The 15,241-nt window shown below is 60.0% G+C and carries 12 protein-coding genes and 2 pseudogenes; 10 read left to right on the top strand and 4 right to left on the bottom strand.

The genetic code is table 11. The annotated features are described in order from the left end of the window. A pseudogene (locus BM186_RS26300) lies at positions 1-356 on the bottom strand (hypothetical protein); the annotation flags it as partial. A gap of 288 nt (positions 357-644) precedes the next feature. Then, complete coding sequence (locus tag BM186_RS13030; RefSeq protein WP_074915767.1) at positions 645-2,246, bottom strand: recombinase family protein; 1,602 nt, start codon at positions 2,244-2,246, stop codon at positions 645-647. A gap of 38 nt (positions 2,247-2,284) precedes the next feature. Between BM186_RS13030 and BM186_RS13025 the strand changes: the two are divergent. From BM186_RS13025 to BM186_RS12980, 10 genes and pseudogenes are all read left to right on the top strand, one after another. Next, positions 2,285-3,121, top strand: a pseudogene (locus BM186_RS13025) (PA0069 family radical SAM protein); the annotation flags it as partial. Between the two features lie 61 nt (positions 3,122-3,182). Continuing rightward, positions 3,183-4,088 (top strand): AraC family transcriptional regulator, encoded by a 906-nt coding sequence (locus BM186_RS13020; protein WP_072425267.1) that lies wholly within the window; start codon positions 3,183-3,185, stop codon positions 4,086-4,088. A gap of 227 nt (positions 4,089-4,315) precedes the next feature. Continuing rightward, on the top strand, positions 4,316-5,626 hold the full coding sequence (locus BM186_RS13015; RefSeq protein WP_074915765.1) for an ABC transporter substrate-binding protein: 1,311 nt from the start codon (positions 4,316-4,318) through the stop codon (positions 5,624-5,626). Positions 5,627-5,795: 169 nt separating this feature from the next. Further along, on the top strand, positions 5,796-6,728 hold the full coding sequence (locus BM186_RS13010) for a carbohydrate ABC transporter permease (RefSeq protein ID WP_074915764.1): 933 nt from the start codon (positions 5,796-5,798) through the stop codon (positions 6,726-6,728). 10 nt (positions 6,729-6,738) lie between these two features. Then, entirely contained in the window at positions 6,739-7,572 is an 834-nt protein-coding gene (locus BM186_RS13005; RefSeq protein WP_017676150.1) for a carbohydrate ABC transporter permease, read from the top strand. A gap of 15 nt (positions 7,573-7,587) precedes the next feature. Beyond that, positions 7,588-8,691, top strand: a complete 1,104-nt coding sequence (locus tag BM186_RS13000; RefSeq protein WP_072425264.1) for an ABC transporter ATP-binding protein — start codon at positions 7,588-7,590, stop codon at positions 8,689-8,691. Positions 8,692-8,717: 26 nt separating this feature from the next. Beyond that, positions 8,718-10,193 (top strand): mannitol dehydrogenase family protein, encoded by a 1,476-nt coding sequence (locus BM186_RS12995; protein WP_074915762.1) that lies wholly within the window; start codon positions 8,718-8,720, stop codon positions 10,191-10,193. A 3-nt stretch (positions 10,194-10,196) separates the two neighbouring features. Then, positions 10,197-11,699 carry a xylulokinase gene (gene xylB, locus BM186_RS12990; RefSeq protein ID WP_074915760.1) on the top strand — a complete coding sequence of 501 codons (1,503 nt, stop codon included), beginning with the start codon at positions 10,197-10,199 and terminating at the stop codon, positions 11,697-11,699. Between the two features lie 172 nt (positions 11,700-11,871). Next, entirely contained in the window at positions 11,872-12,819 is a 948-nt protein-coding gene (locus BM186_RS12985) for a carbohydrate kinase family protein (protein ID WP_074915758.1), read from the top strand. 160 nt (positions 12,820-12,979) lie between these two features. After that, positions 12,980-13,708 carry a carbonic anhydrase gene (locus BM186_RS12980; RefSeq protein ID WP_003464702.1) on the top strand — a complete coding sequence of 243 codons (729 nt, stop codon included), beginning with the start codon at positions 12,980-12,982 and terminating at the stop codon, positions 13,706-13,708. 119 nt (positions 13,709-13,827) lie between these two features. Here the strand turns inward: BM186_RS12980 and BM186_RS12975 are convergent, their stop codons facing one another. Beyond that, positions 13,828-14,130 carry a P-II family nitrogen regulator gene (locus BM186_RS12975; protein ID WP_072425261.1) on the bottom strand — a complete coding sequence of 101 codons (303 nt, stop codon included), beginning with the start codon at positions 14,128-14,130 and terminating at the stop codon, positions 13,828-13,830. A 1-nt stretch (position 14,131) separates the two neighbouring features. Further along, positions 14,132-15,073: a sodium-dependent bicarbonate transport family permease gene (locus tag BM186_RS12970; protein WP_074915756.1), complete on the bottom strand. Its 942-nt coding sequence runs from the start codon at positions 15,071-15,073 to the stop codon at positions 14,132-14,134. Positions 15,074-15,241 lie beyond the last annotated feature (168 nt).

The following is a 15,241-nucleotide window of genomic DNA, read 5'->3' as shown; positions in this document are numbered from 1 at the left end:
TATGTATTTATTTTTTTGAATGTTGTGTCAATCGACTCTAATGTTTGCCAATTTTTTTCTGGGATGGATTCATTGCTATTAAGATGCTTGGCTATTTGATTAAGATTATTGTATGGCTCTGATATTTTCTTTTCGAATGCCTCATATATCTTTTTTAAAGATTCGCTATTGATTTCAATAATCAAACCAAATCCATCTGTAATTATTTTTTCAATCAACTGCTCATAGGTTAAGCCGGTTTTAATTTTTAATTCTTGAAATGCAAGTGCAGTCTTTTCTGTTGTTCTAATTGTTATGGTAGAACCTTTACTTCTGTTTGCTTTTTTCTTCTCCTTATCTGGAAATATATCACTCATGTAATCACCTTAAATTGTTATCTTAATTGTGGCAGTCTTTCCGCTTTTCCATTTTCTAAACGAAGTGAAGAAAATCGAGCAACAATGGAAGTCCACGAAGTGGCACTCCATTGTTATTGCTCGCATATAGTTAGAATGCCATATAAATGTTGTACCATATATTTTAATGTTTTCAAGTGGCGTGGACTGCCATTTAAATTGATAACAAAATAATGGAAACAAAAGGCGTATATCAGGGAACAAAAAGGCCACTATTTAGTGGCCTTGGATAACTGAAATTAAAACTGGTTAATTAGTTTTTTGGGCAATAGATTTGACTACGCTAGCCCAAGAATTTTCAATTTCATCTTTGTTGTATTCATTTGCCAATTCATCATTGAGGATGTGGCGATTAACACCATTGGAAAACTCTACATGTAAAATGTCATTCAAGTAATCAATCTGGATTTTCTTGATGATGTTTTTTAGTTCATTGTTATATTGAACTCGTTTTTCAATTGCTTCTTGTGATTTGTCATAGATGATTTTTTCAATATCAATTCCTTGTAAATCATAGAATGACCTAAATGAAGAAATAATCTTGTCGAGTTCTTTGTTTTTGATTTCAATTTCAGCATCATATTTTATGATGCTATTTTCTAAATCAACAATAATCTCATTGTATGTTTCTGGAATGGTTTCACCTTCCATAACCATCTTTTTGATTTGAGATTTAAAATCATCAAGACGATTAGAAATTTTGTTTTTTTGGTTCTCCAATTTCATCAATTCATTTTTGATTTCATCGGCATTGGTATTTTCTTCTAATAGAGTTCCAATATTGATGCCGTTAGTGAATTTAAAGAAACGGCCAAATACTTTTTTACCGCGAATTGATTGCTGTCCTTTTAACCCGCATTTGCCTGTCATCGAGTTTGTACAAATAAAATAATCTCTTTCGCCTTTGTTCATATAGCGAATAGTTCCGCCACAAAAACGGCAAAAAATTAAATCACGGAAAACATTATATCTTTGGGCTGAATATCTACCTGAAAATGGTTTTCTTGATGTGATGACTGATTGAACCTTTAAAAACAAATCTTCATCTATTACCTGTGGGTAATAATTTGGAATCGGATTTCCTTCATCTTTTCTAATGAGCCGACCATTTTCGTTGTAATGAATTTTTTGGGGCTGATGCTCACCGATTAACTTTCTATTACCTAATAGGTATTGGGCTTGATGAATAGCCAATTTTTCACCGTATAAGGTGTTATATTCCTTGGTTGCTTCTTGTAGACCTTTGGAAAGTGAAAGTCTGAAAAGTGTTCTTATTCTGTCAATTTTCACTTCATCAATGATGAATGTGTTGTTTTCTACTTTTAGCCAAGTAGGAACTTTTTTAGTGACGATTTCACCATTGTGCATCTTATCTCTATTGAGTTTCCAAGCCTTGCTTGAAAAATCACTTTTACGCTGACTTTCTGCGTTAGCCCTTTCAAATTCAACAAGAGCAGTAATCCAATCACCAAAATCTAAATTATCGGCATCATAAATTTTATTCTTATCAAGAATGACTATCTTGATGCCTGAAAATAAAAGGTCAGTAAAAATCTTATTACTACGAACAATTTTATCCCGTGATAATCGGTCAAAGTTCTCTATAAGTAGATAAGAACCTTTTTCAATTTCTCCTTTCCTTACCTCTTTGAGAAACTGACCAAGCACACCATCGGAACCAGCGTGTTTACCGTGAAAAGCAGACGTTCCGGCGTCTTCAAGGTGTCGATCTACCTCCAAGCCGTGCTTGGCCACAAACGCCTCTATAAGCTCATTTTGGCGTGTTCTCGTTGATCCATCTTCCTGGCGGGTAGATGAGAAACGAACATAAGGAAAGCACTTTTTGGTCATTTTTTAACCAATCTTGGAGAGTGGAACCAATAACATAGCACGTCTGCATCTACTGCTTCGCCCGGCCGACTCACGCTTACTGGGATATGTCGCCGGGCATCGACTTCGAAACCCGCCTGATCGCCAAGACCAACCTGGCCGAACGCCTCGAAGAGCAACTGCAGAAGCCCGGCTACGTGCCGCAACCGATCGCCCTGGGCATCAACACCGACGCCTACCAGCCCATCGAGCGCGAACAGCGCCTGACCCGCCAGGCCCTGGAAATCCTGCTGCGCTACAAGCACCCGCTGCACATCATCACCAAGGGTTCGCTGATCCTGCGTGACCTTGATCTGCTCAGCGAGCTGGCCAGACACAACCTGGTCAGCGTGGCCTTCAGCCTGACCACCCTGGATGACGAACTCAAACGCATCATGGAGCCGCGTACCGCCGCCCCAGCGGCGCGCCTGCGCGCCATGCGAACCTTGCACGAAGCGGGTGTCCCGGTCAGCGCCATCTGCGCGCCGATGATTCCGCAGATCAACGACATGGAGCTGGAGGCACTGCTCGAAGCCGCCCGTGATGCCGGCGCTCGCTCGGCCGGCTACGTGCTGCTGCGCCTGCCGCTGGAGATCGCCGGGTTGTTCGAGGAATGGCTGCAGGTGCACTTTCCGGATCGCGCCACCCACGTGATGAGCCTGATTCGCCAGAGCCGTGGCGGCAAGAATTACGACAGCCGCTTCGGCAGCCGCATGCGTGGTGAGGGCCAGTTTGCCGATCTGCTGGAGCAGCGTTTTCGCCTGGCACGGCGCAAGCTCGGCCTGGATCGGCGCGGCAGCGTGGTGCTGGACTGTTCGCAGTTCTGCCCGCCGGGTGCGCAATTGAGCCTGCTCTGACTTGGCAGCCCACCTCGATATGTTAAAACGTGGTGACTCGAGGTATTGACCGACGACGACCATGACCCGCACATCCCGCGTAGCCGACCCGTCCTACGAACTGATGGACGACCATGAAGGCCATTCGCTGATCTACCGCCAGCACGGCTTTCCCTCGCCACTGGTGCGCTGGCACTTCCACAAGGAATACGAGCTACACCTGATCATCGCCAGCTCTGGCAAGGTGTTCATCGGCGACTACATCGGCAATTTCTCCCCCTATACCCTGTTCCTCACCGGCCCCGGCCTGCCGCACAACTGGATCAGCCAGGTCGAGGAAGGCGAGGTGGTGGAAACCCGCGACATGCTGGTCAACTTCACCGATGAAGTGCTGGAGAGCGGTACTGCGGTGTTTGCCGAGTTGAAGACCCTGCAGCCGTTGCTCGCCCGTGCGCAGTTCGGTATCGAGTTCCGCGACCCGCAGTTGATACGCGAAGCCGGCGTACTGATGGGCAAGATCGCCAACAGCCGCGGCATTACCCGCCTGGGGTACTTCTTCATCCTCATGGAGCTGCTCGCCGGCAGCGAGGATTACCAGTTGCTCTCGGCCGTGACCTCTTCGGAGCTGGGCGACGAGCAGCACGTCGAGCGCATCAACCGGGCGGTGGACTACATCTTCCAGCACTACGCCCAGGGCATCAGCCAGGAGGAGGTCGCCGAGCACCTGGGCATGACCACCACCTACTTTTCGCGCTTCTTCAAGCAGGCCACCGGGCGTGGCTTCGTCGAATTCGTCAATCGCCTGCGAGTGAGCAAATCCTGCGAACTGCTGAGCAAGAGCGACAAACCAGTGACCGACGTGTGCTTCGAGTCCGGCTTCAGCAACATTTCCAACTTCAACCGCCGTTTCCAGCAGCTCAAGGGCATGACCCCCTCGGGTTATCGCAAGCTGGCGGTGCAGCGCCTGACCGAGCAAAACCTGTACTGAATCTGCAGTCGTCCTCTACCCCGACCTTCTCTACACCCCTCATGCCAGACAGTTACCCCCCTTACCGTGGCGGTTTCTCACTGCCCCAGCAGTGCAAAAAAGTATCGATCACTGTGCGCTCAAGGATTTGTTCGTGCAGGCCTGCGGGGGTGTAATCCGGGCCGAGCCAAACAAAAACAATAACGTTCTTCCGTAGCCGCACCGGCGCGGGAGAGGAGTTCACAAGCATGAACAACTCGATCAAAGCCCTCGTTGCAGCCTCTTGCCTGTCCCTCACTCTGGTCGCCCAGGGCGCCGAGACCCTGACCATCGCCACGGTCAACAACAGCGACATGATCCGCATGCAGCGGCTGGCCAAGACCTTCGAAGAACAGAATCCTGACATCCGCCTGAAGTGGGTGGTGCTCGAGGAGAACGTGCTGCGCCAGCGCCTGACCACCGATATCGCCACCCAGGGTGGCCAGTTCGACGTGCTCACCATCGGCATGTACGAAGCGGCGCTGTGGGGCGAGAAAGGCTGGCTGGAGCCGATGACCGAACTGCCGGCCGACTACGACCTCGACGACGTCTTCCCCTCGGTGCGCGAAGGCCTGTCCGCCAAGGGCACGCTGTACGCCCTGCCGTTCTATGCCGAAGCCTCGATCACCTATTACCGCAAGGACCTGTTCGAGCAGGCCGGCCTGGTAATGCCCGAGCAACCGACCTGGGAGCAGATGGCCGAATTCGCCGGCAAGCTGCACCAGCCGGACAAGGGCCAGTACGGCCTGTGCCTGCGCGGCAAGGCCGGCTGGGGCGAGAACATGGCGCTGATCACCACTCTGGCCAACGCCTTCGGCGCACGCTGGTTCGACGAGCAGTGGCAGCCGGAATTCACCGGCAGCGAGTGGCAGAACGCCCTCAATTTCTACGTCGACAACATGAAGAAGTACGGCCCGCCCGGCGCCTCCAGCAACGGCTTCAACGAGAACCTGGCGCTGTTCAACAGCGGCAAGTGCGCGTTGTGGGTCGATGCCAGCGTTGCCGGTTCCTTCGTTACCGACACCTCGCAGAGCAAGGTCGCCGATGCCGTCGGCTTCACCTTCGCGCCGACCCAGGTCACCGACAAGGGCGCCTCCTGGCTGTATTCCTGGGCGCTGGCGATTCCTACCAGTTCCAAGTCCAAGGACGCCGCCAAGACCTTCAGCGCCTGGGCCACCTCCAAGGCCTATGCCAAACTGGTCGCCGAGCGCGATGGCGTGGCCAACGTGCCGCCGGGCACTCGCGCCTCGACCTACAGCGATGCCTACATGCAGGCCGCGCCGTTCGCCAAGGTCACCCTGGACTCGCTGCAGAAGGCCGACCCAGCCAACCCCAGCGCCAAACCGGTGCCCTACGTGGGTATCCAGCTGGTGACCATCCCCGAGTTCCAGGCCATCGGCACCAGCGTCGGCAAGCTGTTCACCGCCGCCATGACCGGGCAGATGCAACCGCAGCAGGCACTGCAGGCCGCCCAGCAGAGCACCGAGCGGGAAATGAAGCGCGCTGGCTATCCGAAATAGCCATCTTGCGGTCCCGTAGGGTGGGCCGGGCGGCATTCCGCTTTAGACCACCACGAACTCACGGTGAACCGGTGGGCTGAAGCCCACCCAACGGGGCGAAACGCCGCCCGACCCACCCTACCGGCCGCACACTTGCGTTACGCCCCCCAATTCCGCCCTCGGAGGCATGATGAATTCTCCGGCCATCGATACCCCCGCCACGCAGGCCAGTACGCCGGCGGCGCGCAAGCCCCGGCGCCTGGCGCCCGGCTGGTTTCTGGTCAGCCCCTCGGTGGCCCTGCTGCTGATCTGGATGATCGTGCCGCTGGGCATGACCGTCTATTTCTCGCTGATCCGCTACAACCTGCTGTACCCCGGCGAAAACGATTTCGTCGGCCTGGAGAACTTCGAGTACTTCGTCACCGACGCCGCTTTCCTCTCCGGCGCCGGCAATACCGTATTGCTGGTGGGCAGCGTGCTGCTGATCAGCGTGGTGTTCGGCGTACTGATCTCGGCGCTGCTGGAGGCCAGCGAGTTCTTCGGCCGCGGCATCGTTCGGGTGCTGCTGATCTCGCCGTTCTTCATCATGCCCACGGTCAGTGCGCTGCTGTGGAAGAACCTGATCTTCCATCCGGTGTCGGGAATCCTCGCCGCCGTGTGGCAGTTTTTCGGCGCGCAGCCGGTGGACTGGCTGGCGCACCACCCGCTGTTCTCGATCATCATGATCGTGTCCTGGCAGTGGCTGCCGTTCGCCATCCTCATCCTGATGACCGCCATGCAGTCCCTCGATCAGGAGCAGAAGGAAGCCGCACGCCTCGACGGCGCCGGCCCCATCGCCATCTTCTGGCACCTGACCCTGCCGCACCTGGCCCGGCCGATTGCGGTGGTGGTGATGATCGAGACCATCTTCCTGCTCTCGGTATTCGCCGAGATCTACACCACCACCAGCGGCGGCCCCGGCTACGAGTCAACCAACCTCGCCTACCTGATCTACACCCAGGCCCTGCTGCAGTTCGACGTCGGCATGGCTTCGGCCGGTGGGCTGATCGCGGTGGTGATCGCCAACATCGCCGCCATCGTGCTGATCCGCATGATCGGCAAGAACCTGACCGACAAGCAGTGAGGGCCCTGAGATGCTGACGCTGAAACAATCCCGTCGCCTGCAGAGCCTGATCATCGGTGCCCTGGCTTGGGCGATCGCCGCGGTGATCTTCTTCCCGATCTTCTGGATGGTGCTGACCAGCCTGAAGACCGAGATCGACGCCTTCGCCACGCCGCCGCAGTTCATCTTTACGCCGACGCTGGAGAACTACCTGCACATCAACGAGCGCAGCGACTACTTCGCCTTCGCCTGGAACTCGGTGCTGATCTCCCTCTCGGCGACGCTGCTGTGCATGCTCCTGGCCGTGCCGGCCGCCTACTCCATGGCCTTCTTCGAAACCCGCCACACCAAGCGCACGCTGCTGTGGATGCTGTCGACCAAGATGCTGCCACCGGTCGGCGTGCTGGTGCCGATCTACCTGCTGGCCAAGCAGTTCGGCCTGCTCGACTCGCGCCTGGCGCTAATCATCATCTACACCCTGATCAACCTGCCGATCATCGTGTGGATGGTGTACACCTACTTCAAGGACATCCCCGTGGACATCCTCGAAGCGGCGCGCCTGGATGGCGCCACCACCTGGCAGGAGATCGTCCGCGTACTGCTACCGATCGCTCGCGGCGGCCTGGCCTCGACCATGTTGCTGTCGCTGATCCTGTGCTGGAACGAGGCGTTCTGGTCGCTCAACCTGACCAGCTCCGCCGCCGCGCCGCTCACCGCCCTGGTGGCCTCCTACTCCAGCCCCGAAGGCCTGTTCTGGGCCAAGCTCTCCGCCGTTTCGACCCTGGCCTGCGCGCCCATCCTGATCTTCGGCTGGATCAGCCAAAAACAACTTGTACGCGGCCTGTCCTTCGGCGCGGTGAAATAACGGGAGACCTTCCACATGGCTGATCTGAAGATCCGCAACCTGCAAAAAGGCTTCGACGGCACGGCGATCATTCAGGGCGTCGATCTGGACATCCGCGACCGCGAGTTCGTGGTATTCGTCGGCCCCTCCGGCTGTGGCAAATCCACCCTGCTGCGCCTGATCGCCGGGCTAGAGGAGGTCAGCAGCGGCCATATCGAACTCGATGGCCAGGACATCACCGACACTGCGCCGGCCAAACGCGACCTGGCCATGGTGTTCCAGACCTACGCGCTGTACCCGCACATGACCGTGCGCAAGAACCTGTCCTTCGCCCTCGACCTGGCCCGAGTGGGCAAGCAGGAGATAGAAGCCAAGGTCGCCAACGCCGCGCGCATCCTGCAACTCGAGGCGCTGCTAGAACGCAAGCCCAAGCAGCTATCCGGTGGCCAGCGCCAGCGCGTGGCCATCGGCCGCGCCATCGTGCGCAACCCGAAGATCTTCCTGTTCGACGAGCCGTTGTCCAACCTCGACGCCGCCCTGCGCGTACAAACCCGCCTGGAGCTGGCGCGGCTGCACAAAGACCTGCAGGCGACCATGATCTATGTGACCCACGATCAGGTCGAAGCCATGACCCTGGCCGACAAGGTCGTGGTGCTCAATGGCGGCCGTGTCGAGCAGGTCGGCTCGCCGCTGGAGCTGTACCACCACCCGGCCAACCTGTTCGTCGCCGGCTTTCTCGGCACGCCGAAGATGGGCTTTCTGCGCGGCACCCTGAACAGGGTCGAGGCCGGCAGCTGCGACCTGCAGCTGGAATGTGGCACGCACCTGACGCTGCCGCAGTCCGCCGCCGGCCTCAGCGTCGGCAGCACGGTGACCCTGGGCGTACGCCCGGAACACCTCAACGTGGTCAGCACCGGCGCGGGCCGCATGCAGGTGACCGCCGACGTCAGCGAGCGCCTGGGCAGCGACACCTTCTGCCATGTGCGCTGCGCCTCGGGCGAGATGCTCACGGTGCGCGTACGCGGCGACTTCGCGCCGCGTTATGGCGAAGCCCTGACCCTGGATTTCGACACGGCGCACTGCCACCTCTTCGACGCCGATGGCCAAGCCGTCGCCAAACCACTGCAGCAGGCCGCCTGACGCCGCTCCATCACGGGATGTTCCAGATGAAACTCAATCGCCAGCAGCTTTCCCGGCTTGGCGGCGCCGTCGCGCTGCCAAGCTACACCCCAGAGATGATCCGCACCGGCATCGCCCATTTTGGCGTCGGTGGTTTTCACCGCGCCCACCAGGCGGTCTACACCGACGCCCTGATGAACCAGGGCCTGGCACTGGACTGGGGTATCTGCGGGATCGGCGTGCGCAGTGAAGACCGTGCCATGCGCGATGCCCTGGCCAGCCAGGATTACCTCTACACCCTGGTCGAACTGGGCGACGAACCGGACCTGCCGGTGCGGGTGATCGGCGCGATCACCGACATGCTGCTGGCCGAGGAGTCGCCACAGGCGCTGATCGACAAATTGGCCGACCCGGCGATTCGTATCGTCTCGCTGACCATCACCGAGGGTGGCTACTGCATCGACGACAGCACCGGCGAATTTCTCGCCGAACTGCCAGCCATTGCCCACGACCTGCGCCACCCCGAATCGCCGCAAAGCGTGTTCGGCTTTCTCTGCGCGGCCCTGGCCAAACGTCGCGCCGCCGGCATTCCGGCCTTCACCCTGATGTCCTGCGATAACCTGCCGCACAACGGCGACGTCACGCGCAAGGCACTGCTGGCCTTCGCCCACCTGGCCGACCACGAGCTGGCGACCTGGATCGACCATCACGTGAGCTTTCCCAATGCCATGGTCGACCGCATCACGCCGATGACCAGCGCCGCCCATCGCCAGCAACTGGCCGAGCAGCACGGCGTCGACGACGCCTGGCCGGTTGTCTGCGAGCCCTTCGTGCAATGGGTGCTGGAGGACAAGTTCGTCAGCGGCCGCCCGGCCTGGGAAGAGGTCGGCGTGCAGTTCACCGACGATGTCACGCCCTATGAGGAGATGAAGATCAAGCTGCTCAATGGCAGCCACCTGGCGCTGACCTACCTGGGCTTTCTCAAGGGCTATCGCTTCGTCCACGAGACCCTGAACGACCCATTGCTGCGCCGCTACGTGCGCGCCTTCATGGATCTGGACGTGACCCCGCAACTGGCGCCAGTGCCGGGCATCGACCTGAGCAGCTACAAGGACACACTGATCGAACGCTTCTCCAACCAGGCCATCGCCGACCAACTGGAGCGGGTCTGCTCGGATGGTTCGTCGAAGTTTCCCAAATTCATCGTGCCCACCCTCAACCGCCTGATCGAGGACGGCCGGCCGCTGGAGCGCGTGGCGCTGGTGGTCGCGGCCTGGGCGCTTTACCTCAAGGGCGTCGACGAGAACGGCACGCGCTATCGCATCCCCGATCCACGCGCCGAGTTCTGTCAGGCGCTGGTGGCCGATGACGACAAGGTGCGCGAGCGGGTACTGGGCGTCGAGGCGATCTTCGGCACGGCGATCCCGCAGTCAGAAGCCTTCATCGCAGCCTTCGAGCTCTGTTACGACAGCCTGCGCAAGCTCGGTGTGACCCGTACGCTGCAGACCCTGCTGGGCGACTAAGCCATGTACCTCGGTATCGACTGCGGCACCCAGGGCACCAAGGCGCTGGTGCTGGACGCTGATAGCGGCCAGGTGCTCGGCGCCGGCAGCGCCAGCCATACCCTGCAGAGCGGCGCCAATGGCCGCCGCGAGCAGCAGCCGCAGCAGTGGCTGGAGGCCTTCGAGCAGGCGACCCGACAGGCGCTGGCGGCTGCCGGTGTCAGCGGCGAGCAAATCCTCGGCATCGGTGTTTCCGGCCAGCAGCACGGCCTGGTGCTGCTCGACGAACAGGGCGCGGTGCTGCGCCCGGCCAAACTCTGGTGCGACACCGAGTCGACCCCGGAGAACCAGCGCCTGCTCGATCATCTCGGTGGCGAGGCCGGCTCGCTGCAACGCCTGGGCGTGGCCATCGCGCCGGGTTACACGGTATCCAAACTGCTCTGGACCAAGGAGCAACACCCCGATGTATTCGCCCGCATCGCGCATATCCTGCTGCCGCACGACTACCTCAATTACTGGCTTACCAGCCGTGCCTGCAGCGAATACGGCGACGCCTCCGGCACGGGTTATTTCAACGTACGCACGCGCAGCTGGGACCGCGAGCTGCTGAACTTCATCGACTCCAGCGGGCGCCTTTGCGACGCGCTGCCAGAGCTGACCGATTCGGATCAGCCAGTGGGCCGCCTGCGCCCGCAGATCGCCCGGCAATTGGGCCTGAACCCGGATGCCGTGGTGGCCAGCGGCGGTGGCGACAACATGATGGGCGCCATCGGCACCGGCAATATCCGTCCGGGCGCGATCACCATGAGCCTGGGCACCTCCGGCACGCTCTACGCCTACAGCGACCAACCGACGGTGAGCCCACACGCGCAGGTGGCGACCTTCTGCTCGTCATCCGGCGGCTGGCTACCGCTGATCTGCACCATGAACCTGACCAACGCCACCGGGCTGATCCAGCAGTTGCTGGAGTTGGATATCCACAGCTTCGGCGATCTGGTCGGGCAATCGCCCATCGGCGCCGAGGGCCTGTTGCTGCTGCCGTTCTTCAACGGTGAGCGGGTGCCGGCCCTGCCCCGCTCACGCGCCAGCCTGCTGGGTATGGACAGCGATAACCTGACCCGCGCCAACCTGTGCCGGGCGGTGGTCGAGGGCACCAGTTTCGGCCTGCGCTACGGCCTCGACCTGCTGCGCGCCAGCGGTCTGCAGAGCCAGACCATCTGCCTGATCGGCGGCGCGGCGAAGAGCCCGGTGTGGCGCCAGGTGATCGCCGACATCATGGGCACACCACTGGTCTGCCCGCAGCACACCGAAGCCGCCGCGCTGGGCGCCGCGATCCAGGCCGCCTGGTGCCTGACGCCCGCAGCGGATCGCCAGGCGCAACTGGCCGAACTGTGCGAGCGCTGCGTGAAGCTCGATGCCAGCACCCAGACGCAGCCAGACCCGGCGCGCACGGCGCGGTACGAAGAGGTCTATCAACGCTACCGCGAGCAGGTCAGTCTGCTGGCCGAGAGCACGCCACGGCTGTAGCAGGCCGTTGAAAAACGTAGGCGAGGCTGGCTGGCCTAGGCAAAAACAGCCGAAAAAGCGCAGTTTACGAGTTGCAAATGAGCATTTTGACTGGGCTCGCACGCGAGGCTGTTTTTAACAACGTCCAGGCAACGCAGGTAGTTTTTCAACAGCCTGCTAGAGGGAGACACATATGTATTTGGTCTGTGGCGAAGCACTGTTCGACGTGTTCATCCAGAGCGACGGTGGGCGTGGCAATGAGCTGGCCTTCAAGGCCATCGCCGGTGGCTCGCCGTTCAACGTGGCGCTAGGCCTGCGCCGTATGGGTGCCGACTCGGCGCTGTTCACCGGGATCTCCTCGGACAGCCTCGGCCAGCGCCTGCGCCAGGTGCTGCGCGACGAAGGCGTGAGCGATGCCTACCTGATCGCCAGCGATGCGCCGACCACCCTGGCGATGGTTGGCCTGGACGCTGCCGGCTCGCCGCAGTACTCCTTCCGTGGCGAAGGCTGTGCCGACCGCCAACTGCTCGCCGAGCACCTGCCGACACTGGATGCAGGGGTGCGCGGCCTGCACGTCGGTTCCTTCTCTTTGGTGGTGGAGCCGGTGGCCGAGACGCTGCTGCAGCTGGTGCAACGCGAACACCGGCAGCGCCTGATCAGCCTCGACCCCAACGTGCGTCTCGGTCCGGCGCCGGATATCGCCCACTGGCGCGAGCGCGTCGAGACCTTCGCCGGCTACGCGCACCTGATCAAGGTCAGCGAAGAGGATCTGCAGCTGTTGTACCCCGAGTGCGACCCGCAGCAGGTCGCATCGAGCTGGCTCAACCAGCGCTGCCAACTGGTGTTTCTCACCCACGGTAGCAAAGGCGCCAGCGTCCATTGCCGCCACGGGCACTGGTCGGCCCCGGCAGTGGAGGTGCACACCCGTGACACCGTTGGCGCTGGCGATACCTTCCAGGCCGCGCTGCTCAGTTACCTGGCACGGCACGATCTGGATAGCCCCGAGGCGCTGGCGAACCTGAACCGCGAGCAAATCAACGACATGCTGCGCCTGGCCATCGAGGCTGCCGCACTGACCTGCGCCCGGGTTGGCCCCGACCTGCCCTATCTGCACGAGCTGGAGCGACAGAGCGCGCGCTGACCAGGCCCACCCTCGCAGCACCACCTGTGCGCCGAGGCGAATTGCCCGAAACCGCCGGTTGTCGCTCAGCTCGCTGGAGGCGACACTTGGCGTGTGACTCGCACGGCGCAATGACTGTCGTTCTAGCAGCGTATTTTCAGATAACCCAGAGGTTCAGGGCATGCCTTACAAACATCAGGTGATTCCGCTTCAGGCCCACGAGGGCAACGAAACCGCCGAGCAGGCGCTGCACAGCATCGTCGATGGCTTCAAGCGCTTTCGCAACGAGGTCTTCCCGCAGCAGGAAGAACTGTTCAAGAAGCTCGCCACCGCCCAGAACCCACGCGCCATGTTCATCACCTGCGCCGACTCACGCGTGGTGCCAGAGCTGATCACCCAGAGCTCGCCCGGCGACCTGTTCGTCAACCGCAACGTCGGTAACGTGGTGCCGGCCTACGGGCAGATGATGGGCGGCGTCTCCACTGCCATCGAGTACGCGGTGATGGCCCTGGGTGTGCAACACATCGTCATCTGCGGCCACTCCGACTGCGGCGCGATGAAAGCGGTGCTCAATCCGGCCTCGCTGGAAACCATGCCCACGGTAAAAGCCTGGCTGCGTCATGCCGAGGTAGCGCGCAGTGTGGTGGCAGAGAACTGCAACTGCAGCGACGACAAGGAAGCCCTGGCCGTGCTGACCGAAGAGAATGTGGTGGCGCAGCTCAACCACCTGTGCACCCATCCGTCGGTGGCAGCCAAGCTGGCGCGCGGCCAGTTGTTCATCCATGGCTGGGTGTATGACATCGAGACCAGCCAGATCAAGGCCTACGACGCCGAGCTGGGCAGCTTCCTGCCGCTCGACGGCGACAAGATTCCAATGGCGACGCCACGCGCACGTTTCCCACAGAGCTGATACGCAGGCTCGCGGCTAAAGCCCCTCCCACAAAACGCACCGTGACCGTGGGAGGGGCTTTAGACGCGATGCTCCTCCCAGAGCTCCACAGCCCAGGCGGCTCCGCCCCCTGATGTGCCTTAGAACTTCTCCCCGCGCAGCACTTCCACCTGCGCCAGGTAGCAGACCATGGCGAAGTGGTCGTAGTAGCGCACCTGCAAATGCTCGGCGATGCGCTCGGCCAATTCGCGGTTGCAGATGATTTCCAGGCGGATATTGCCTTCGGTGTCCCAGCCGGCGCTGCGCACGCCACGGTGTCCACGGCCACGGGCGTCGGAAATGGTCCAGCCGGGTGCGCCGAGCGCTTCCAGATCGGCCAGCAGGCGCTTCTCCAGCGCCGACTCGCAGATCACGGTGAGCAGAGTGCGGCTATGTGCGTTCATCTCAGAACCCCCAGGCGATCAGTCGTTCGGCCAGCGCCAGGTACAGCGGAATGCCGATCAGGATATTGAATGGGAAGGTGATGCCCAGCGAGGCGGTCAGCGACAGCGACGGGTTGGCCTCGGGCAAGGCCAGGCGCATCGCCGCCGGTACCGCGATATAGGACGCCGAGGCCGCAAGCGTGGCAAGCATCGCCGTGCCGCCCAGGCTCAGGCCCATGAAGCGGGCCAGCAGGGCGCCGATCAGCGCACCGAGCAGCGGCATCAGCAGGGCGAAGGCCGCCAGGCGCACACCGAACTGCTTCAGCGCACCGAGCTGGCCGGAGGCGATCAGGCCCATCTCCAGCAGGAAGAACGCCAGCACCGGCTTGAACATGCTGGTGTACAGCGGCTCCAGCGGCTTGATCGCCTCCTTGCCGGCGATCGCGCCGATCACCAGACCGCCGAGCAGCAGCATGATGCTCTTGCCGAGGAAGATCTCGCGGCCCAGTTCGCCCCAGTGGGTCTCGCGCGAAATGCCCTTGGCCAGGACGATACCGACCAGGATCGCCGGAATCTCCAGAATGGCCACGAACAGCGGCATGTAACTCTCGAACTCGACGCCCTTGGCCAGCATGTAGGCCACCACTACGGCGAAGGTACCGGCGCTGACCGAACCGTAGTGCGCCGCCACCGCGGCGGCGTTGACGCGGTCGAAGCGCAGGCCGCGCAGCAGCACGAATGCCAGGATCGGCAGCAGCACCCCCAGTGCCAGCACCAATGCCGACTGACCGAGCAGCTGCAGACTGGCCTGCTGCGCCAGTTCCACCCCGCCGTGCAGACCGATGGCCAGCAGGAGGATGATCGACAGCGTCTCGTACAGCGCCGCCGGCAGCTTCAGCTCACTCTTGAGCAGGCCCGCGACCAAGCCGAAGACGAAGAACAGCACCACCGGATCCAGACCCACTTGGACTTACCTCCATCTGTTGCGTTAGCACGCGGTATACGGAACCCTCAGATTGACGCGCGATTCCATGGTTTAGCCACTACTGCACGAGCGAAGGGAAAGGGCCATGCCCCGGCACAAGGCGGTGCTGATCGCCCTGCTTTGCCTCGCCGAGGAGGCGAAGCGCCG

Source organism: Ectopseudomonas toyotomiensis (assembly GCF_900115695.1).
Lineage (GTDB): Bacteria > Pseudomonadota > Gammaproteobacteria > Pseudomonadales > Pseudomonadaceae > Aquipseudomonas > Aquipseudomonas toyotomiensis.
Note: the sequence above shows the minus strand (reverse complement) of the source record. Positions and strands in the feature narration are given on the sequence as shown.

What these genes read in the sequence shown, in the direction of transcription:
- BM186_RS13030 (WP_074915767.1), bottom strand. Translation starts at nt 2,246, where the DNA reads ATGACCAAAAAGTGCTTTCCTTATGTTCGTTTCTCATCTACCCGCCAG.
- BM186_RS13020 (WP_072425267.1), top strand. Translation starts at nt 3,183, where the DNA reads ATGACCCGCACATCCCGCGTAGCCGACCCGTCCTACGAACTGATGGAC.
- BM186_RS13015 (WP_074915765.1), top strand. Translation starts at nt 4,316, where the DNA reads ATGAACAACTCGATCAAAGCCCTCGTTGCAGCCTCTTGCCTGTCCCTC.
- BM186_RS13010 (WP_074915764.1), top strand. Translation starts at nt 5,796, where the DNA reads ATGAATTCTCCGGCCATCGATACCCCCGCCACGCAGGCCAGTACGCCG.
- BM186_RS13005 (WP_017676150.1), top strand. Translation starts at nt 6,739, where the DNA reads ATGCTGACGCTGAAACAATCCCGTCGCCTGCAGAGCCTGATCATCGGT.
- BM186_RS13000 (WP_072425264.1), top strand. Translation starts at nt 7,588, where the DNA reads ATGGCTGATCTGAAGATCCGCAACCTGCAAAAAGGCTTCGACGGCACG.
- BM186_RS12995 (WP_074915762.1), top strand. Translation starts at nt 8,718, where the DNA reads ATGAAACTCAATCGCCAGCAGCTTTCCCGGCTTGGCGGCGCCGTCGCG.
- xylB (WP_074915760.1), top strand. Translation starts at nt 10,197, where the DNA reads ATGTACCTCGGTATCGACTGCGGCACCCAGGGCACCAAGGCGCTGGTG.
- BM186_RS12985 (WP_074915758.1), top strand. Translation starts at nt 11,872, where the DNA reads ATGTATTTGGTCTGTGGCGAAGCACTGTTCGACGTGTTCATCCAGAGC.
- BM186_RS12980 (WP_003464702.1), top strand. Translation starts at nt 12,980, where the DNA reads ATGCCTTACAAACATCAGGTGATTCCGCTTCAGGCCCACGAGGGCAAC.
- BM186_RS12975 (WP_072425261.1), bottom strand. Translation starts at nt 14,130, where the DNA reads ATGAACGCACATAGCCGCACTCTGCTCACCGTGATCTGCGAGTCGGCG.